Source organism: Streptomyces flavofungini, assembly GCF_014650815.1.
In the GTDB taxonomy this organism is placed as follows: domain Bacteria; phylum Actinomycetota; class Actinomycetes; order Streptomycetales; family Streptomycetaceae; genus Streptomyces; species Streptomyces flavofungini.
In genome coordinates, this window is sequence record NZ_BMVR01000009.1 from 318,365 (window position 1) to 337,504 (window position 19,140).

The 19,140-nt window shown below is 70.8% G+C and carries 18 protein-coding genes; 14 read left to right on the forward strand and 4 right to left on the reverse strand.

Annotated features, from left to right (window positions below):
- Positions 1-19: 19 nt before the first annotated feature.
- The 3 genes from IE274_RS24845 (at position 20) to IE274_RS24855 (ending at position 1,970) form a co-directional block, all read left to right on the forward strand.
- Complete coding sequence (locus tag IE274_RS24845) at positions 20-1,150, forward strand: CobW family GTP-binding protein (RefSeq protein WP_190118170.1); 1,131 nt, start codon at positions 20-22, stop codon at positions 1,148-1,150.
- A gap of 2 nt (positions 1,151-1,152) precedes the next feature.
- Positions 1,153-1,404: a 30S ribosomal protein S18 gene (gene rpsR, locus IE274_RS24850; protein WP_190118078.1), complete on the forward strand. Its 252-nt coding sequence runs from the start codon at positions 1,153-1,155 to the stop codon at positions 1,402-1,404.
- Positions 1,405-1,730: 326 nt separating this feature from the next.
- Positions 1,731-1,970, forward strand: coding sequence for a DUF397 domain-containing protein (locus IE274_RS24855; RefSeq protein WP_190118079.1), 240 nt, complete (start codon positions 1,731-1,733; stop codon positions 1,968-1,970).
- A gap of 161 nt (positions 1,971-2,131) precedes the next feature.
- On the opposite strand, the gene IE274_RS24860 is transcribed toward IE274_RS24855, so the two are convergent.
- On the reverse strand, positions 2,132-2,641 hold the full coding sequence (locus IE274_RS24860; RefSeq protein ID WP_190118080.1) for an ATP-binding protein: 510 nt from the start codon (positions 2,639-2,641) through the stop codon (positions 2,132-2,134).
- 315 nt (positions 2,642-2,956) lie between these two features.
- Here IE274_RS24860 and IE274_RS24865 point away from each other — a divergent pair, with 315 nt between their 5' ends.
- The 6 genes from IE274_RS24865 (at position 2,957) to IE274_RS24890 (ending at position 8,662) form a co-directional block, all read left to right on the forward strand.
- Positions 2,957-3,880 carry a helix-turn-helix domain-containing protein gene (locus IE274_RS24865; protein WP_190118081.1) on the forward strand — a complete coding sequence of 308 codons (924 nt, stop codon included), beginning with the start codon at positions 2,957-2,959 and terminating at the stop codon, positions 3,878-3,880.
- 60 nt (positions 3,881-3,940) lie between these two features.
- Positions 3,941-5,398 carry an aldehyde dehydrogenase family protein gene (locus IE274_RS24870; protein WP_190118082.1) on the forward strand — a complete coding sequence of 486 codons (1,458 nt, stop codon included), beginning with the start codon at positions 3,941-3,943 and terminating at the stop codon, positions 5,396-5,398.
- A gap of 116 nt (positions 5,399-5,514) precedes the next feature.
- Positions 5,515-6,066, forward strand: coding sequence for a DinB family protein (locus IE274_RS24875; RefSeq protein ID WP_190118083.1), 552 nt, complete (start codon positions 5,515-5,517; stop codon positions 6,064-6,066).
- 26 nt (positions 6,067-6,092) lie between these two features.
- A complete protein-coding gene (locus tag IE274_RS24880) occupies positions 6,093-6,740 on the forward strand; it encodes a PadR family transcriptional regulator (RefSeq protein WP_190118084.1) in 648 nt (215 codons plus the stop codon).
- Between the two features lie 120 nt (positions 6,741-6,860).
- Positions 6,861-7,823, forward strand: a complete 963-nt coding sequence (locus IE274_RS24885; RefSeq protein ID WP_190118085.1) for an ATP-binding cassette domain-containing protein — start codon at positions 6,861-6,863, stop codon at positions 7,821-7,823.
- Between the two features lie 89 nt (positions 7,824-7,912).
- On the forward strand, positions 7,913-8,662 hold the full coding sequence (locus IE274_RS24890; protein ID WP_229909798.1) for an ABC transporter permease: 750 nt from the start codon (positions 7,913-7,915) through the stop codon (positions 8,660-8,662).
- A gap of 150 nt (positions 8,663-8,812) precedes the next feature.
- Here the strand turns inward: IE274_RS24890 and gad are convergent, their stop codons facing one another.
- The gene (gene gad, locus IE274_RS24895; protein ID WP_190118086.1) at positions 8,813-10,225 is read right to left on the reverse strand and encodes a glutamate decarboxylase; all 1,413 of its coding nucleotides are present in this window, start codon (positions 10,223-10,225) and stop codon (positions 8,813-8,815) included.
- Between the two features lie 131 nt (positions 10,226-10,356).
- Between gad and IE274_RS24900 the strand changes: the two genes are divergently transcribed.
- Positions 10,357-11,127 carry a MerR family transcriptional regulator gene (locus IE274_RS24900; protein ID WP_190118087.1) on the forward strand — a complete coding sequence of 257 codons (771 nt, stop codon included), beginning with the start codon at positions 10,357-10,359 and terminating at the stop codon, positions 11,125-11,127.
- Positions 11,128-11,330: 203 nt separating this feature from the next.
- Positions 11,331-12,569, forward strand: a complete 1,239-nt coding sequence (locus IE274_RS24905) for a DedA family protein (RefSeq protein ID WP_190118088.1) — start codon at positions 11,331-11,333, stop codon at positions 12,567-12,569.
- An 11-nt stretch (positions 12,570-12,580) separates the two neighbouring features.
- Here IE274_RS24905 and IE274_RS24910 read toward each other — a convergent pair whose 3' ends face one another.
- A complete protein-coding gene (locus tag IE274_RS24910; RefSeq protein ID WP_190118089.1) occupies positions 12,581-14,233 on the reverse strand; it encodes a threonine/serine exporter family protein in 1,653 nt (550 codons plus the stop codon).
- A 240-nt stretch (positions 14,234-14,473) separates the two neighbouring features.
- Complete coding sequence (locus IE274_RS24915) at positions 14,474-14,965, reverse strand: inorganic diphosphatase (RefSeq protein WP_030361059.1); 492 nt, start codon at positions 14,963-14,965, stop codon at positions 14,474-14,476.
- A gap of 85 nt (positions 14,966-15,050) precedes the next feature.
- On the opposite strand from IE274_RS24915, the gene dacB reads away from it, so the two are divergent.
- The 3 genes from dacB to tilS all read left to right on the forward strand — a co-directional run bounded on the left by dacB (position 15,051) and on the right by tilS (position 19,124).
- The gene (dacB, locus tag IE274_RS24920; protein ID WP_190118090.1) at positions 15,051-16,565 is read left to right on the forward strand and encodes a D-alanyl-D-alanine carboxypeptidase/D-alanyl-D-alanine endopeptidase; all 1,515 of its coding nucleotides are present in this window, start codon (positions 15,051-15,053) and stop codon (positions 16,563-16,565) included.
- Between the two features lie 157 nt (positions 16,566-16,722).
- Complete coding sequence (locus IE274_RS24925; RefSeq protein WP_190118091.1) at positions 16,723-17,850, forward strand: Rv3626c family coenzyme F420 biosynthesis-associated protein; 1,128 nt, start codon at positions 16,723-16,725, stop codon at positions 17,848-17,850.
- Between the two features lie 176 nt (positions 17,851-18,026).
- Positions 18,027-19,124, forward strand: coding sequence for a tRNA lysidine(34) synthetase TilS (gene tilS, locus IE274_RS24930; RefSeq protein WP_190118092.1), 1,098 nt, complete (start codon positions 18,027-18,029; stop codon positions 19,122-19,124).
- Positions 19,125-19,140: the final 16 nt, after the last annotated feature.

Here is a 19,140-nt window from a genome sequence, read left to right on the forward strand (position 1 = left end):
CGACGGCACCCCCGGCCGCATGGACGTCGCCGTCGTCGCGGGCCTGCACACCGAGGCCCGCGCCGCCGCCGTCGACCGGCTGCTCGCCACCGTGCCGGGCAGCGTCGCCCTCCACCACGACCTGTCGACCGCCGCGTACGGCACCGTCACGCGGACCGTGCGCGACGCGAGCGGAATCCTGTCCACCGGCGAGGCGCCGCTGGTCAACGACTGCGCCTGCTGCGCGCTGCGCGAGGACCTGGTGCCCGAGCTGGAGCGGCTCGCCGCGAGCGGCCTGACCCGGCTCGCCGTCGTCGAACTGTGGGACTCCGTCGAGCCGAAGGCGATGGCCGAGGTCATCGCCGGGTACGGCTCCGACGCGCTGCGCCTGAGCGGCGTGCTCACCGCCGTCGACCCGAGCCTGCTGCTGCCCTGCCTCGCCAACGGCGACGACCTCGCCGAGGCCGGGATCGCCGCGGCCGCCTCCGACCAGCGCACCGTCGCCGACACCTGGGCGCGCCAGCTGGAGTACGCCCCCGTCCTCGCGGTCCTGGAGTCCGAGGCCGCCGACGCGGAGGACCGGGCGCTGCTCGCCCAGCTCCATCCGACGGCCCGCCGGGTCCCCATCGGCCACGGTGACCTGGCGGGCGCCGCGCTCGGCGGCTTCGACGTGGAGGCCGCGGCCGCCGCCCAGCATCCCGCCTGCGCGCTGCTGCCCGCCGAGGCGGACGAGAGCGGCGTCTCCACGTTCGTGTGGCATCGCGAACGGCCCTTCCACCCCGAGCGGCTCTACGCCGCCCTGGAGGACCTGACCTGCGCCGCCGCCCGCAGCCGCGGCCGGTTCTGGCTCGCCGACCGGCCCGACACGCTGCTCGCCTGGGACGCGGCGGGCGGCGCGCTGTGCGTGGAGAACGCGGGGCCGTGGCTGGCCTCGCTGCCGGACGCCGCCTGGGAGATGGTGCCGCCGGTGCGCCGGGCCGCCGCCGCCCTCGACTGGCACCCCGAGCACGGGGACTGCTGCCAGCACCTCGTCTTCACCTCGCCCGGCCTCGACCGCGACGGCCTCGCCCAGGTCCTGGAGTCCTGCCTGCTCACCGACGAGGAGTACGCCGCCGGGCGCGCCGCCTGGCAGACCCTCACCCCCGCCTTCGACGCCCTCCTGGAGGTCTGACGTTGTCCCCGTCCCCGTCCCCGCGCCGCCTCGACCGCGGCAAGCCCCTCAAGTCCCGCCCCAACCCCTTGGTCACAGCAGGCATCACGTACATCGACTACAAGGACACCGAGCTGCTGCGGAAGTTCATCTCCGACCGGGGCAAGATCCGTAGTCGTCGCGTCACGCGGGTGACTGTGCGGCAGCAACGGCAGCTGGCCAAGGCCATCAAGAACGCCCGTGAGATGGCGCTGCTTCCGCCCGCCTCCCGCTGAGCGGTGCCGCCCATTCGCCCCCGTTTGCACACGTAGGCGCCGCGTCTTCGGCCAAAAACGCAGCCGTTTCGCATTCTGCTGCGTCTGTCCTAAGTGCACGAGGTATTCGATCCGGACAACTCGGCGCGGAACTCGGCGCGGAAGATCATGGACGGGGGCCGTCGTTCGCATGTCATGCGGGCACTGGGGAAGCGGCGGAAGGGCTGTAACCAGCTCACCACGGCGCGTGCACGTGCATCTGCCCATGCATCGGCATATGAACACGGCTATGATCCGGGACAGTTGACGGCTACAACAACAGCCACGGCACCACCGGGGAGCGACCTGTGCACCACGTGTTCAACGGCATGGCGGCCACGGATCTTCACGGGGTGGTCTGGCAGAAGAGCAGGCACAGCAATTCGCAGGGCGCCTGCGTGGAGTTCGCGAGGCTGCCGGGCGGCGACGTGGCCGTCCGCAACTCGCGGTTCCCCGAGGGGCCCGCACTCGTCTACACGCGCGCCGAGATCGAGGCCATGCTGCTCGGCATGAAGGACGGCGAGTTCGACGGCCTGATCGGCGGCTGACCACCGCCGGTCCTGCTCAGCGGCTGACCACTTCTGAACAGGGCACCTTGTGAACAGGGCACCGTGACGGACCGCATGAGGACTTCATGGATGTCACGGACGTCATGGACTTCATGGCGAAACGGGGGTGGAGCTGTTCCCCTGACTCTGGGCCGGCAGCCCTAGGCCAGTTGGAACAGCGCCCACACCACCTTGCCGTTCAGTGCGCCCGCGAGCGGGTGCCAGCCCCAGCCGTCGCTGAACGAGTCCACCAGGAACAGCCCGCGGCCCGACTCCGCGGAGAAGTCGTCCTCCGCCTCCTCGCGCGCGACCGGACTGTCGTCGCTGGGGTCGCGCACCGCGCACACCAGACGCGAGGTCCAGCGCATCATGTGCAGCCGCACGGGCGCGTCCTCGGTGGAGCCGACGGGACACGCGGCGCGCGGAGTGTCCGCGGGCAGCGCGTGCCGCAGGGCGTTGGTGACGAGTTCGGAGACGACGAGCGCGATGTCGTCGAAGCGCTCCTCCAGCTCCCATGACACCAGCGTCTTGCGGGTGAACTGCCGGGCGCTGCCCACGGCTTCGTACCGGGCGGGAAGAGCGCAGGAGGCCGCACTGGAGACCGCGGAGGGGTCGAGCGGAGGAAGGCCCTGCCGTAACGGCTCGAGCATGGTCGATCCATTCGTCCCCATGCGAGGCACTCCCCGGTTTTCGCGGTTCGCGGTACAAAGCGATGAAGCGGTGGCGCGGTCGGTACAGCCGGGCGGCACAGCGATGTCGCAGCGGTGACGCGCGGACCATGGTTCCGAATGCGTACAGCAGATGCAAGGGCAGATGCACGTGCACGCGCCGGACTTGACCGTTCCTAGCCCCCTTCTTGCCTATTTCTTCCTACGACTTCTTGTGCAGACCTTCCGGAGGCTTTCCCTTTCCGTAACCGAACGAGTACGGCCTGAAGCGTTTAATGGCAGACTGCGGGTCTCACATCTTGGGGAGGACTGAGCGAAGTGACCGCTGGGGAGTCGAGCGGCTCGGTGGTACGGCGCATTCTGCTGGGCTCGCAACTGAGGCGCCTGAGGGAGTCGCGGGGCATCACCCGGGAGGCGGCGGGCTATTCGATCCGCGCTTCCGAATCGAAGATCAGCCGCATGGAGTTGGGACGGGTGAGCTTCAAGTCGAGGGACGTCGAGGACCTCCTCACGCTCTATGGCGTCATGGACGAGGCCGAGCGCAACGCTCTCCTCTCACTCGCCAAGGAGGCCAACCTGACGGGCTGGTGGCACAGTTACTCCGACGTCCTGCCCGGTTGGTTCCAGACATACATCGGTCTGGAGGGCGCCGCCTCCCTCATCCGCGTCTATGAAGTCCAGTTCATCAACGGCCTGTTGCAGACCGAGGCGTACGCGCACGCGGTCGTCGAGCGCGGCATGAAGGCCGCCGCCGCAGGCAAGGCGGGTGGAAGCGGCCGGTCCGCGCGGTCCGGCGGTGGCGGCCGGATCAATCAGGCCGACGTCGACCGGCGCGTGGCCCTGCGCCTGGAGCGCCAGAAGCTGCTCGTCTCCGAACGCGCGCCGCGCTTCCAGCGCGTGCTCGACGAGGCCGCGCTGCGACGGCCGTACGGAGACCGGGAAGTGATGCGCGGTCAGATCCAGCACCTGATCGACATCTCCGAGCGCCCCAACGTGACCCTGCAGGTCATGCCGTTCACCTTCGGCGGGCACGCGGGCGAGTCCGGGGCCTTCACGATGCTCAGCTTCCCCGAGTCCGACCTGTCGGACGTCGTCTATCTGGAGCAGCTCACCGGCGCCCTGTATCTGGACAAGCGTGAGGAAGTCGCCCAGTACGAACGGGTGATGACCGAGCTGCGGGACGACTGTCCGAATCCGGCCGACAGTCGTGACCTTCTGCGTGGTCTACTCCAACTGACCTGAATCGTCAGTAGGATGACGTGAAATCAGGTGTCTGCTCTCTGCGGCAAGGGGTCTCGCGTCATGTCCTTCTTCACCGATCTGGCTCACCAGTACATCGACGGTGAGTGGAAGGCCGGCTCCGGTTCCTGGGACATCATCGACTTCAATCCGTACAACGGGGAGAAGCTGGCGTCGATCACGGTCGCCACGGCGGACGAGGTGGACCAGGCCTACCGAGCGGCGCAGCGCGCACAGGAGGGGTGGGGCGCGACCAACCCCTACGCCCGGCGCGCCGTCTTCGAGCGCGTGCTGCGCATCATCGAGGACCGCGAGGCGGAGATCACCGAGGCGATCGTCAACGAACTCGGCGGCACGCTCGTCAAGGCCGGGTTCGAACTGCACCTGGCCAAGGAGTTCCTGCGCGAGGCGATACATCTCGCGCTCGCCCCGCAGGGCCGCATACTCCCCTCGCCCGACGACACCAAGGAGAACCGCCTCTACCGCATCCCGGTGGGCGTCGTCGGCGTCATCAGCCCCTTCAACTTCCCCTTCCTGCTGTCGATCAAGTCGGTCGCCCCGGCCATCGCGCTCGGCAACGCCGTCGTCCTGAAGCCGCACCAGAACGCCCCGGTGCTCGGCGGCAGCCTGATCGCGAAGATCTTCGAGGACGCGGGGCTGCCCCCGGGCGTCCTGAACGTCGTCATCACGGACATCGCCGAGATCGGCGACGCGCTCATCGACCACCCGGTCCCCGGCGCCATCTCCTTCACCGGCTCCGACGCCGTGGGCCGCCACGTCGCCACCGTCTGCGCCCAGGCCTTCAAGCGCTGCATCCTCGAACTCGGCGGCAACAGCGCCCTGATCGTCCTGGACGACGCGGACGTGGACTACGCGGTGGACGCCGCCGTCTTCAGCCGCTTCGTCCACCAGGGCCAGGTCTGCATGGCCGCGAACCGCATCCTCGTGGACCGCTCCGTCGAGGCCGAGTTCACCGAGAAGTTCGTCGCCAAGGTCAAGTCCCTGAAGGTCGGCGACCCGGCGTCCCCCGAGACCCACATCGGCCCGCTCATCAACTCCTCGCAGGCGGACGGGGTTTCGTCGCTGGTCGCCCAGACCATCCAGGCGGGCGCCACGGCCCTGGTGCACGGCCGCACCGAGGGCAACCTGGTCGCGCCGTCCGTCCTCACCGACCTCCCCGAGGACGCCCCGGTCCTGCGCCAGGAGATCTTCGGCCCGGTCGCCCTCCTGCTGCCCTTCGACGGCGAGGACGAGGCCGTCCGCATCGCCAACGACACGCCGTACGGCCTGAGCGGCGCCGTCCACACCGCCGACATCGAACGCGGCGTGCGCCTGGCCCACCGCATCAACAGCGGCATGATCCACATCAACGACGGCACGGTCCACGACGAGCCGATCGTGCCCTTCGGCGGCGAGAAGCACTCGGGCGTCGGCCGCCTCAACGGCGACGCGACGATCGAGGCGTTCACGACGCACAAGTGGATCTCGGTGCAGTACGGAAGGTCGCGCTTCCCGTTCTGACCGGAAATTCTCTGCGCCTTCCGGGCCATTGAGGACGGTACCTGTCCTCAATGGCCCGTAGCTTCTGTGGTGTCGGACAGGCCGACGGCCCGGCAGGGCGAAGAGAGGCGGACATCATGGTCACCCACGTCAACGCGGAAGCTCCCGGCGACGAGCGCGGCGCACTCATCGCCTTCGTGGAAGCTCAGCGCGGCGGCATCCGCCGCTCGGTGCTCGGGCTCGGCGACGAGCAGGCGTCCAGCAGGCCGAGCGCCAGCGAGCTGACCCTCGGAGGCCTGGTCAAGCACGTCGCCGAGACCGAGCTGAACTGGCTGCGCATGGCCCAGCAGAAGCCCAACGAGCGTCAGCGCACCGAGGAGACCTGGGGCGACAGCTTCCGCCTCGTCGAGGGCGAGACGCTCGCCGACGTCCTCGCGTTCTGGGACGGGGTGGCCGCCGAGACGGAGGCGTTCATCCGCGCGGTGCCGAGCCTGGACGACACCTTCCCGCTGCCGGACCAGCCCTGGTTCCCGGACGACGGCGCCGTGTCGATGCGCTGGCTGATGCTGCACCTGGTCGAGGAGATCGGGCGGCACGCCGGGCACGCGGACATCATCAGGGAGTCGTTGGACGGGAAGACGGCTTTCGAGCTGGTGGCGATGGACCAGGGATACGCTAGTCAAAGTTGATTGGCCGTCTAGGAGAGGTGTGGTGAATGTCGGCGATCCGGCTGCTGGTCCTGGGGGCAGTCCGTCAGCACGGGCGGGCCCACGGCTACCAGGTCCGCAACGACCTGGAGTACTGGGGCGCCCACGAGTGGTCCAACGCCAAGCCGGGCTCGATCTACCACGCCCTGAAGCAGATGGCGAAGCAAGGCCTGCTCTACGAGCACGAGACCGCGCCGTCCGCGGCCGGGGGCCCGCCGCGTACGGAGTACGAGATGACGGAGCGGGGTACCGAGGAGTACCTCGCCCTGCTCCGTGGCGCCCTGACAGCCGTCGCGCACGACCAGAAGTCCGACGTCCTCTCGGCGGCGGTCGGCCTCATGGTCGACCTGCCGCGCGAGGAGGTCGTCTCGCTCCTGAAGGAGCGGGTGCAGGCCCTTGAGGACTGGCGCCACTCCGTCACGGAGTACTACACGCCGGAGGACGGCCCCGGACAGCTCGGCCACATCGGCGAGATCATGAATCTCTGGGTGTGCTCGGCCGACGCGGGCGCGGAGTGGACCAAGGGCCTCATCGAGCGGATCGAGAACGGCGCGTACAGCTTCGCCGGCGAGGGGGAGCCGTTCGTGGGGGTGCTTGCGGAGGGCGAGGAGAACCCGTACGCGACGCCGGAGAAGCACCCCGGCGACACACACTGAAGCGGCCGTCCGTGACGCAGGTCACACAAATGTCCGGCTGATCAAGTTTGACTAATCGGCTTCCCGGGGATATCTTCGTCCGTCTAGTCAAGCTTGACTAGACGGTGTGGAGGGAGTCGGATGACGGACGCGATCGTCGTCGAGGGCGCACGGAAGCGGTACGGCGAGAAGCGGGCCCTGGACGGGCTCGACCTGGTGGCCGCGCGGGGCACGGTGCACGGCGTGCTCGGGCCGAACGGGGCGGGCAAGACCACGGCGGTGCGGATCATGGCCACGCTGCTCCGGGCGGACGAGGGGCGTGTGGAGATCGCCGGGTACGACGCGGGGCGGCAGGCGGGCGAGGTGCGGCGCCGCATCGGCCTGCTCGGCCAGCACGCGGCGGTCGACGAGGAGCTGAGCGGCCACCAGAACCTGGAGATGTTCGGCCGTCTCTACCACCTGGGCGGGCGCCGGGCGCGGGTGCGGGCCGGTGAACTCCTGGACCGCTTCGGCCTCGCGGAGACCGGCCGCAAGGCGGTCAAGCAGTACAGCGGCGGCATGCGGCGCCGCCTGGACCTCGCCGCGTCACTGATCACGGATCCGGAGGTGCTGTTCCTGGACGAGCCGACGACGGGCCTCGACCCGCGCGGCCGGGCCGAGGTGTGGGACGCGGTGCGCTCCCTCGTCGGCGCGGGCACGACGGTGCTGCTGACCACGCAGTACCTCGAAGAGGCCGACCAACTGGCCGACCGCATCTCCCTGATCGACCAAGGCAGGGTCATCGCGGAGGGCACCGCGGACGACCTGAAGGCACGGCTCGGCGGCGACCGCATCGATGTCGTGGTGCGCGACGCGGCGGAGCTGGTGCGGGCGGCCCGGCTGCTGCCCGGCGCGGCGGACGACGTGACGGTCGACGCCGACCGGCGCCTCGCCAGCACGCCCGTCACCGACCGCATGGAGGCGCTGGCCCGGGTCGTACGGGCGCTCCAGGAGGAGGGCATCGAGGCGGAGGACATCGCGGTGCGCAGGCCGACGCTGGACGAGGTGTTCCTGCGCCTGACGGGGCGCACGGAGGACCAGGAACGCATGAAGGAGGCCGTGTGAGTACGACAACTGGCGGTACGCCGACGACGGTGGCCGTGTCCGGGGCGGGCGGCTCCCGGATCGGCTGGGCCCTCATCGACTCCTGGACGATGTCCCGGCGCGAACTCGCCCACTGGGCGCGCCAGCCCGTGCAGGTCGTCGTCGGGCTGGCCTTCCCCGTGATGCTGCTGCTGATGTTCAACTACCTGATCGGCGGCGGCAAGGGCATCCAGGGCGACTACGCCGAGTTCCTGGTGCCCGGCATGTTCGCCCTGACCATGGTCTTCGGCCTGGACGCGACGATGGTCGCGGTCACCACCGACCTCAACAAGGGCGTCATCGACCGCTTCCGGTCCATGCCGATGACCAACGGGGCCGTCCTGGTGGGCCGTTCCGTCGCCGACATGCTCCAGTCCTTCGCCTCCCTGATCGTCATGATGGGCGTCGGGCTCGCGATCGGCTGGCGCTGGCACGGGTCGTTCGCCGGGGTCATCGGTGCCGTCGGGCTGCTCATGCTCCTGCGGTTCGCGATGCTCTGGCTCGGCATCTACCTCGCGATGGTCGCGGGCAAGCCGGAGCTGGTCGTGGCCGTGCAGATCCTCGTCTGGCCCGTCGGGTTCCTCTCCAACGCGTTCACCGTCCCGCAGAACATGCCCGACTGGCTGGGCGCGGCGGTCGAGTGGAACCCGATGTCCGCGGCGGCCACGGCCGTCCGTGACCTCTTCGGCAACGACCCCGGCGTGACCGGCACGTCCTGGGCCGCCGACCACGCCGAACTCCTCGCGGTGGCCTGGCCCCTGGCCCTGGTGGGCGTGTTCCTCCCGCTGGCGGTACGGAGGTTCGGAGCCCTGAGCAAGTAGCCGGACCCTGAGGGGCTCTCCCCGATCCCACCCCTGTATTCCAGCCCCTCCGGCCTTTGAGGAGCGGGGTCTGGGGCGGAGCCCCAGTTTCGGGAAGGGGCGGGCTTGGGGAGCCCCCGGCAAGGCCCCCGGCCCGCACCCCCACCCGCCCTAGTGGTGAAACCCCGTAGCCGCCCCCCGATCCCGCGTCAGCGGACCCCCTTGCCGCCGCAGCTCCGGCAGCAGCCGCCCCAGATCCTCCACGAACAGCTCCGCGAGATCGGCGGAGAACCCGTTCCGGCAGACGACCCGCAGGACCGCCAGGTCCTGCCGGTCGGCCGGGAACGTATAGGCGGGCACCAGCCACCCCCGCTCCCGCAACCGCCGAGCCACATCGAACACGTCGTACGCCGAAACATCAGCGGCCGTGGTGAACGCGAAGACGGGCAGCTCGTCGCCCCGGGTGAGAAGCCGAAAGCCCCCCAGGGCCTCGATGCGCAGGGCAAGCCCCCGGGCCACGTCCCGGGAGGCCTGCTGCACGGCCCGGTAGCCTTCCCGCCCGAGCCGCAGAAACGTGTAGTACTGAGCGACGACCTGCGCCCCGGGCCGGGAGAAGTTCAGGGCGAACGTGGGCATGTCCCCGCCGAGGTAGTTCACCCGGAACACCAACTCCTCCGGCAACTCGGCAGCCGTACGCCACAAGGCCCACCCGACCCCCGGGTAGACGAGCCCGTACTTGTGCCCGGAGGTGTTGATGGACGACACACGGGGAAGCCGGAAGTCCCAGACGAGGTCCTCGTCGAGGAACGGCGCGACCATGGCCCCGGAAGCCCCGTCGACGTGGACGGGAATGTCGAGCCCGGTGCGCTCCTGAAGGGCGTCGAGCGCCGCACACACCTCGCCCACGGGCTCGTACGACCCGTCGAAGGTGGACCCGAGGACGGCCACGACGCCGATGGTGTTCTCGTCGCAGAGCGCGGCTGCGGCCTCGGCGGAGAGGTGGAACCGGTCGCCCTCCATGGGCACCTGCCGGGCCTCCACCTCCCAGAAGTCGCAGAACTTCTCCCAGCAGACCTGCACGTTGACGCCCATGACGAGGTTGGGCCGGGCCTCGCGGGAGGGGTAGCGGTCGGCGTTGCGGCGCGTCCAGCGGCGCTTGAGCGCCATCCCGGCGAGCATGCAGGCCTCGCTGGACCCGGTGGTGGAGCAGCCGACCGCGGCGGCCGGGTCGGGGGCGTTCCAGAGGTCGGCGAGCATCGCGACGCAGCGCCGCTCCAGCTCCGCCGTGCGCGGGTACTCGTCCTTGTCGATCATGTTCTTGTCCCGGCACTCCGCCATCAGGACACCGGCCTGCGGCTCCATCCAGGTGGTGACGAAGGTGGCGAGGTTGAGCCGGGAGTTCCCGTCGAGCATGAGCTCGTCATGGACGAGCTGGTACGCGGTCATGGGCGGCAGCGGCCCGTCGGGGAGCCGGTGCTTGGGCGGGGCCTGGGTCATGCCGCCGACGGGGTTGGCCTCTCCGTAGAACGGGTTCACGGAGAGCGAGCGGTCGTCGGGCCGGTCGGGGCCCTGGTGGAGGGGCATCGTGGATCCTTCCGGCCGAAGCTCGGGTGCTGCTCCCTTTCGGGAGGATATTGCCGGGCCTTCGGGCTTGCACCTCACGTGGCGTGAGGACTCAGGCTGGGACGCGTACCGAGCAAGAGAGGGCGGGAACCATGAGCTACTCCGTGGGACAGGTCGCCGGTTTCGCCGGGGTCACGGTGCGCACGCTGCACCACTACGACGAGATCGGCCTGCTCGCGCCGAGCGAGCGCAGCCACGCGGGCCACCGGCGCTACGGCGACGACGACCTGGACCGGCTGCAGCAGATCCTGTTCTACCGGGAGCTGGGCTTCCCCCTCGACCAGGTCGCGACCCTGCTCGACGACCCGGAGGCGGACCCGCGCGCGCACCTGCGCCGCCAGCACGAGCTGCTGTCCGCCCGGATCGCCAAGCTCCAGCAGATGGTCACGGCCGTCGAGACCGCCATGGAGGCGAAGAAGATGGGCATCAACCTCACGCCCGAGGAGAAGTTCGAGGTCTTCGGAGACTTCGATCCCGACGAGCACGCGGAGGAGGTCGAGCGCCGCTGGGGCGACACGGAGGCGTACGCCGAGTCGCAGCGCCGCGCGGCCACGTACACCAAGGCGGACTGGAAGCGGCTGACCAGCGGGTTCGACGCGATCCACGCGCGCATGGGGGATCTGCTCGCCGCCGGTGCCGCCGCCGACTCCACGGAGGCGATGGACGTGGCCGAGGAGCACCGCCTCTTCATGCACTCCAGCTACTACGACTGCGATCACGCGTTCCACGCCTGCCTCGGCGACATGTACGTGTCGGACCCGCGCTTCACGGCCACGTACGAGGCGATCCGGCCGGGGCTCGCGGTGTACCTGCGGGACGCGATCCACGCGAACGCGGCCCGCGCGGGAGGCCAGGGGGAGTGACGGCGCCTCCGGGGGGCGTGAGCTTGGCTTCCAGGTGCCTGGCGCGCCCTCCGGTCCCCGGGGGAACCTGAAGGGAACCGGTGGAACCTGCCCGCGTCATCTCACGTTGGTAGCTTTGGGCGGCGACCGATGCCATCACACCGCACGGCCCGCCCGCAGAGCCCCACCGCCGCACCCCCTCACACCCACAGGAGCCCGGAACCGTGACGACGCTTGCGCTCGGACCAAGCTGGCTGGATCCGGACTACCTGCTGAACCAGTTCGGACTCTGGGGCCTGCTCCTGATCGTCTTCGCGGAGTCGGGCCTGCTCATCGGCTTCTTCCTGCCGGGCGACTCGCTCCTGTTCACCACGGGTCTGCTGATCACGACGAACAAGCTGGACACCCCGCTGTGGCTGGCCTGCGTGCTGATCTGCATCGCCGCGATCCTCGGTGACCAGGCGGGCTATCTGTTCGGCAAGAAGGTCGGCCCGTCGCTGTTCAACCGCCCGGACTCCAAGCTCTTCAAGCAGGAGAACGTGGTCAAGGCGCACGAGTTCTTCGAGAAGCACGGCCCGAAGTCCCTGGTCCTGGCCCGCTTCGTGCCGATCGTGCGGACGTTCACGCCGATCATCGCGGGCGTCAGCGGCATGCGGTACCGCTCGTTCATCACCTTCAACATCCTCGGCGGCATCCTGTGGGGCGCGGGCGTCACGCTGCTCGGCGCCTGGCTCGGCAAGCACGAGTTCGTCCACAAGAACATCGAGGCGATCCTGATCCTGATCGTCCTCATCTCGGTGGTCCCGATCATCATCGAGTTCCTGCGGGCCCGCTCCAAGAGCAAGAAGGCGGGCGCGCAGGCCCCGGCCGCGCAGCAGGACGCCCCCGACGACCACGACGACTTCGGCGGCCACGGCGACGGCAGTCAGCAGCACCGCCAGGCGCAGCTGTCCCCGTACCCCCAGCAGGGCCAGTACCCGGGCCAGCAGGGCGGCCAGTACGGCGGCGGCGCGGACGGCCACCACTACCAGGCGCAGCAGCCGCAGTACGGCGACCACCAGACCCAGTTCCTGGGCCGTCAGCAGCCGCAGCAGGCCCAGCAGCAGGGATACGACGGCGGCCACCCGGAGCAGCACCAGTACCAGGCGCAGCAGCCGCAGTACGGGGACCAGCAGCAGGGATACGTGAACCAGCACGCCCAGAACGCGCAGCACCAGCAGCACGAGGGCCAGTACGGCAACCAGTACGGCAATCAGTACGAGGGCCAGCAGGGCGGCCAGTACGGCAACGCGGACGGCCAGCAGTACCAAGCCCCGTACGACCCCGCCGCCCAGCAGTACGACGGCCAGCAGCCCCAGCAGCAGCCGTACCCGGACCACCAGACCCAGTACCTGGGCCGTCAGCAGCCCCAGCAGCCCCCGTACCCCGAAGAGCCCCAGCAGCCGGGCAACCCCCGCTACTGACCGAAGACGGCCTAGAAGCCGCGCGTCCGCTTGGCCGCGCGGCGCGCCTTCTGGCCCCCGGCCATCCGCGGCGCCTTGAGGAAGAGCCGGGACAGCTCGCCGCCCAGGTTCACGCCGATCGCGATGGCCAGGGCGAGCGCCGCCGCCTTGGAGAGCGAGGCGAGCCCCGGGTTGAGGTTGTTCCGGGCGATCTCCAGGAGCCCGAAGTACGTGGCGCTACCGGGAAGCAGCGGCCCGATCGCCGCCGTCACGTACGGCAGCGCGGACGCGAACCGGTAGCGCGACAGGAGCTGGCCGAACAGGCCCACGAGCCCCGCCGCGACCGCCGTCGCCGCCACCGGGGAGATGCCCCCGGTGCGCGCGAGGGCGCCGAACACGATCCAGGCGACCCCGCCGTTCAGCGTCACCAGGAGCACGGTGGAACGTTCCTGCTGGAGCAGGATGGCGAAGGCCAGGCTCAGCGACATGGACGCGAGGATCTGGATCCACGGCCGGTCGGAGGAGTGGATCGACGTCTCCGGGTTGAGGCCCGCGTCCAGCGTCACGCCCAGATAGAGCACCATCAGCACGCCGCAGACGATGCCGACGATCAGATACCCGACCTCCAGGAGCCGGGCGGCGGCGGTGATGTAGTAGCCGGTCAGACCGTCCTGGACGCCCGCGACGAGCGCCCGCCCGGGGATCAGCGCGAACAGCCCACCGGTGATCACCGCGGACGCCTTCACGTCCGGCAGGTCGAGCAGGCTGATCGCCACGCCCATCGCGGCCGGGGGCATCGCCGCGACCACGAACTGGTAGAACTCCGGCAGCCCGCGCCCCGCGCACAGCCACGCGAGCCGGTCGCCCAGCATCGCGCCGAGGGCGGCCGCCACGAACACCAGCACATCGCCGCCGACCAGCACCGCCGCCGAACCGGCGAGCAGCCCGGCCGCGGCCGTCAGCGCCCAGCCCGGGTAGGGGTGCCGGTTGCGGCGCAGCTCCGCGAGCCGCCGGTAGGCCTCCTCCAGGGAGATGTCGACCTCTTCGGAGCTAATGTCGTCCACCAGCCGGTAGACGGCCGACAGGCGCGTGTAGTCGGTGCCCCGGCGGCGTACCGTGCGCGACGCCGTCACCGGGTCGTCCACCAGGGAGGGCTGGTACGAGATGGCGATCAGCGTGAACGTGACGTTCGGCTCGCAGCGGTCCAGGCCGTAGGAGTGCGTCACGGCGAACATCGCCGCCTCCACGTCCTCCGCGCCCTCACCGCCCGCGAGCAGCAGCTCCCCGATGCGCAGGGTGAGGTCCAGGACGCGCGGCACGGCGCGGCCCTCGTCCTCCTCGTGCTTCTGCGTCGGCTCCGGCGCCGGGCGCTCGGCCACCGGCGTGCGCAGGATCGTGCGCATCCGGTCCTGCCAGGGCGCCTCCTTCACCAGGCGGACCACGGGCACGCCGCCGGGCGGGGTGAAGGCGGACGCGTGCTGGGCGTCGTACGAGGGGGGCGGGGCGAACGCCGAGGACTCCTTGTCCTCGGGCAGCTGTGGGATCCGCAGACCCGTCGGGATCGTGAACTCCGAGGACGGGTGGTCCTCCTCGGGCGCGGTCGCCTGGTCGACGCCGCCGACGGGCGCGAAGGCGCTGTGCGCCTCGTCCGACTGCGGTTTGCGGTCCTCCTCCGCTTCAGCCACGCGTAATGCCTCGCTCCTGTGTACGTACGTGTGTGCGCACCCTACGTACGTCAGTATGCGCACGAGGCACGTGAGTATGCGCACGCATCTGTCGGCGCACGCGAACGGGCCGCGTGCCCCCCATGGGGTGCACGCGGCCCGTCGATGTCACCACCCGCGAACAGCAGCCATCAATTGCGAAACCACGATGGCGAGCACCAGGTCCGCGAGAGCGGCGCCGGTCTAGGCGCAAAAAGGGGCTCAGTGGCCGCCGTGCGCCTCGAAGCGCTTGTAGGAGGCCTCGATCTCGGCCTCGGCGTCGGTGCGGCCGACCCAGTCGGCGCCCTCGACGGACTTGCCGGGCTCCAGGTCCTTGTAGACCTCGAAGAAGTGCTGGATCTCCAGGCGGTCGAACTCGGACACGTGGTGGATGTCGCGCAGGTGCTCCACGCGCGGGTCCGACGCGGGGACGCAGAGCAGCTTGTCGTCGCCGCCGGCCTCGTCGGTCATCCGGAACATGCCGATCGCGCGGCACTTGATGAGGCAGCCCGGGAAGGTCGGCTCGTCAAGAATGACCAGTGCGTCCAGCGGGTCGCCGTCCTCGCCGAGGGTGTTCTCCACGAAGCCGTAGTCAGCCGGGTAGCTGGTGGACGTGAAGAGTCGACGGTCCAGGCGGATACGGCCGGTCTCGTGGTCGACCTCGTACTTGTTCCGCGAACCCTTCGGAATCTCGATGGTGACGTCGAACTCCACGGGTGGCTCCTCCATGATCAGCACATACTTCGGGTGGTTAAGTGTCCCTCACGCAGATGTGTGATCGCGAAAGGGGCAGGTCGTCGTGGACGAGCGCAAGCCTTGGCAGCAGCCTGAAAAGCTGCTGCAGCTTCTGAGGCGGCTTGCCGTCAAGCCTCCCGCGAAACTCAGGACCTGGCAGCTCACGGCGGCATCGGCCGCCGTCGGCCTTGTCGTCGCGGCCGTGGCGATCGCCGCGGCCGGCCCCTGGGACTCCTCCGGCCAGCGTACGGCCGAGCGGGACCTGGCGGCCTCCCGGGAAGCCGGGGGTGGCGCAGATCACGCCGGTGGTACGGGCGGCGGGGCCCCGAACGCCGCCCCCAGCGCGCCCTCCGTACTCGCCGGACTCGGCCGTTCCGCCCGCAAGGCGCCCGAGCCCGGCGGCAAGCGGCTCGCGGACGTCCTGCGCCCCCTCATGGACGACAAGAAGCTCGGCCCCGAGCGGTCGGGCGTGGTCGTGGACGTGGCCACGGGCAAGCGGCTGTACGGCAAGGGCTCGGGCCAGGCCCTGACACCCGCGTCGACCACGAAGATCGCCACGGCGGTCGCGGCGCTCTCGGCCCTCGGTCCCGACCACCGCCTGACCACGAAGACGGTCATCGGCCCCGGCTCCCGCGACGTCGTCCTCGTCGGCGGCGGCGACCCGACCCTGACCGCCCGCGGCGAGGGCCGCTACGTAGACGAGTCCGCGAGCCTGCGCGAACTCGCCGACGACACCGCCGAGGCCCTCAAGAAGCGCGGCGCCGACCAGGACGTCTCCCTGTCGTACGACACCTCCCGCTACTCCGGGCCGCCCCAGCACCCCATCGGTCCGAACGAGAACATCGCCCCCGTCAGCGCCCTGATGGCCGACGAGGGCCGCCTCGACGACTCCTCCTCGGGGCCCGCCGCGCGCACCGCGGAGCCCGCGCGGGACGCGGCGCACAACTTCGCCAACCTGCTGCGCGAGCGCGGCATCGGCCTGAAGTCCGACCCGAGCGCGGGGAAGGCCCCCAAGGACGCCGACGACCTCGCCCGCACCCGGTCGCAGCCGCTGTCCGCCCTCGTCGAGCGGATGCTGACGCACAGCGACAACGACATCGCCGAGGCCCTCGCCCGCGAGACGGCGGTGGCCGGGGGCGAGCCCGCCAGCTTCAAGGGGGCGTCCCGGGCGGTGCGGGCGCGGCTCGACAAGCTCGGACTGCCCCTCGACGGCGCCGAGTTCGCCGACGGCAGCGGCCTCGACCGCGACGACCGCCTCTCCGCGAGGCTCCTCGCCGCCCTCCTGAAGCGCGCGGCCGGCCCCGACCGCCCCGAACTGCGCTCCGTAGTGACCGGCCTCCCCGTCGCGGGCTTCACCGGCACCCTCGTCAACCGCTATCCCGACGCCTCCGCGGGCACCGGCGTGGTCCGCGCCAAGACGGGCACCCTCACCGGCGTGAACAGCCTCGCAGGCACCGTGGTGGACCCCACCGGCCGTCTCCTGGCCTTCGCCTTCATGACCACGGGGACGACGGATCCCCAGGGGGCCCAGTCGGCCCTGGACGCGATGGCGTCAGCACTGGCGGGCCGGGGGGCCTAGCCCCACCCGGTGGCGACGGGCGCAGCCACGGCTGACGCTGCCGCGACGGACGGCGGCAACCCCACCCGCCCCAGGGCGTCCCAGCCCGGCCCGTCCGGTGGGACAACGGCGCATCCAACGCCGTACGCGGGCGCAGCCGACCACGTACCGTTGACGCATGACGAGCCTCGGTGGTGCGGAGATGGTCGACTGGAATCTCGCGGTGGCGACCGCGACCCGGCTCGTGCGGCCGGGCCCGGAGGTGAGCCGGGACGAGGCCCGCGCAGTGGTCGCGGAACTCCGCAGGCACGCCAAGTCCTCGGAGGCACACGTCCGTTCGTTCACACGGATGGGTACGGAGGACACCCACGACACCCCCGTGCTCGTAGTGGACCGCGCGGGCTGGGTCCGCGCGAACGTGGCGGGCTTCAGGGAGCTGCTCAAGCCGCTCCTGGAGAAGATGAAGGACCGCAGGGGCAGCGGCCCGGGCGGCGCGGTGATGGGCGCGGTCGGCGGCAAGGTGACGGGCGTGGAGCTGGGCATGCTCCTGTCCTTCCTGGCGTCGCGGGTCCTCGGCCAGTACGAGACCTTCGCCCCGGCCACCCGCGAACTCCCCGCGGGCGGCAACGGCGGCGGCCGCCTCCTCCTGGTGGCCCCGAACATCGTCCACGTGGAGCGCGAACTGGACGTGGACCCGCACGACTTCAGGCTCTGGGTGTGCCTGCACGAGGAGACGCACCGCACCCAGTTCTCGTCCGTGCCGTGGCTGCGCGACCACCTGGAGGGCGAGATCCAGTCGTTCCTCGGCGAGACCGAGGTCGACCCGATGACCGTCCTCGAACGCGTCCGTGAGGCCGCGCAGAGCCTGGCCGGGGGCCGCACGGACGGCGCGGACGACGACGGCGACGGCGGCCGCACGTTCGTGGAGCTCGTCCAGACTCCGGCCCAGCGCGAGATCCTGGCCCGCCTCACCGCCGTGATGTCCCTGCTCGAAGGGCACGCGGACTACGTGATGGACGGCGTCGGCCCCGACGTCGTGCCGTCCGTGACCGAGATCCGGGAGAAGTTCAAGGAGCGCCGCCAGCGCGGCGCGAGCCGCCTCGACCAAGCGCTGCGCAAGCTCCTCGGCCTCGACGCCAAGCTGCGGCAGTACCGGGACGGCGAGCGGTTCGTGCGGGCGGTCGTGGAGGAGGTCGGCATGGACGGCTTCAACCGCGTGTGGACCTCCCCGAACACGCTTCCCACCAAGGCGGAGATCGCCAAACCGGCGGACTGGGTCGCGCGGGTGCACCGTAAGGCAGACTGAGCGAACAGACGCGGCCGACGGCAGGAGAACGCCCCCGCAATCACCCGTCCGAGGGACCGTGAGCCATGGGTAGGCGTGCAATGCTCGGGTAACGGCTCGGTTCTGTCACCATCGACACACTCTGAGTGACTGAACTGAGGCTCACCCCCCGAACTTCACGAAGGGAACCAACCGGAATGGGTCCCCATCCTGCGGTCGCGGCGATACGCCTGGCGGTCCGCCGCGTACTTCACGACGTACTGACCGACGTAGCCACCCGGCGCACGCTCACCAGCGCGCACACCGGCGCACCCGACATCCCCCACGCCTCGCACCCCCCGCATCTCTCGCAGACCCCGGACTTCGCGCACGAGCTGCCGCCCCCGCCGCTCGTGCTCGTGGCGTGCTCCGGCGGCGCCGACTCCATGGCGCTGGCCTCCGCACTGGCCTTCGAAGCCCCCAAGCTCGGCATCCGAGCCGGTGCGGTGACCGTCGACCACGGCCTGCAGTCCGGCTCCGACCTGCGCGCGGCCGAGGTCGTCGCCCGCATGACCGCGCTCGGCCTCGACCCCATCGAGTCCCTGGTGGTGCACGTCGGCCGGGACGGCGGCCCCGAGGCCGCCGCCCGCGACGCGAGGTACGCGGCCCTCGACGAGGCCGCCGAGCGGCACGACGCCGCCGCGGTCCTGCTCGGCCACACCCGCGACGACCAGGCCGAGACGGTGCTGCTCGGCCTCGCGCGCGGCTCCGGCATCCGCTCCCTGTCGGGCATGGCCGCGGTCTCCGGGGCCGGTGGCCGCTATCGCAGGCCGTTCCTGCACCTGGACCGGCAGACCGCCCGCAAGGCCTGCATGGTCCAGTCCCTGCCGGTCTGGGACGACCCGCACAACGCCGACCCGGCCTACACCCGCTCCCGGCTGCGGCACGAAGGCCTGCCCGCCCTGGAGAAGGCGCTCGGCAAGGGCGTCGTGGAAGCCCTCGCGCGCACCGCGCAGCTCTCCCGCGACGACGCGGACGCGCTCGACGCCTGGGCCGCCCAGGCCGAGTCGTCCGTGCGGGACGCCGGTGGCCTCCTGGAGTGCGCGAAGCTCTTCGCGCTGCCGCCCGCGGTGCGCCGCCGCATCGTGCGCCGCGCGGCCATCGAGGCGGGCGCCCCGGCCGGCGCGCTGTTCGCCCGGCACATCGAAGAGGTGGACCGGCTGATCACCGGCTGGCGCGGCCAGGGAGCCATCAATCTCCCGGGCAAAGTCGTCGCGCAGCGGCAGGGTGGCAGACTGGTCATCCGGCAGGGCTGACTGGGGAGCGTTTTTC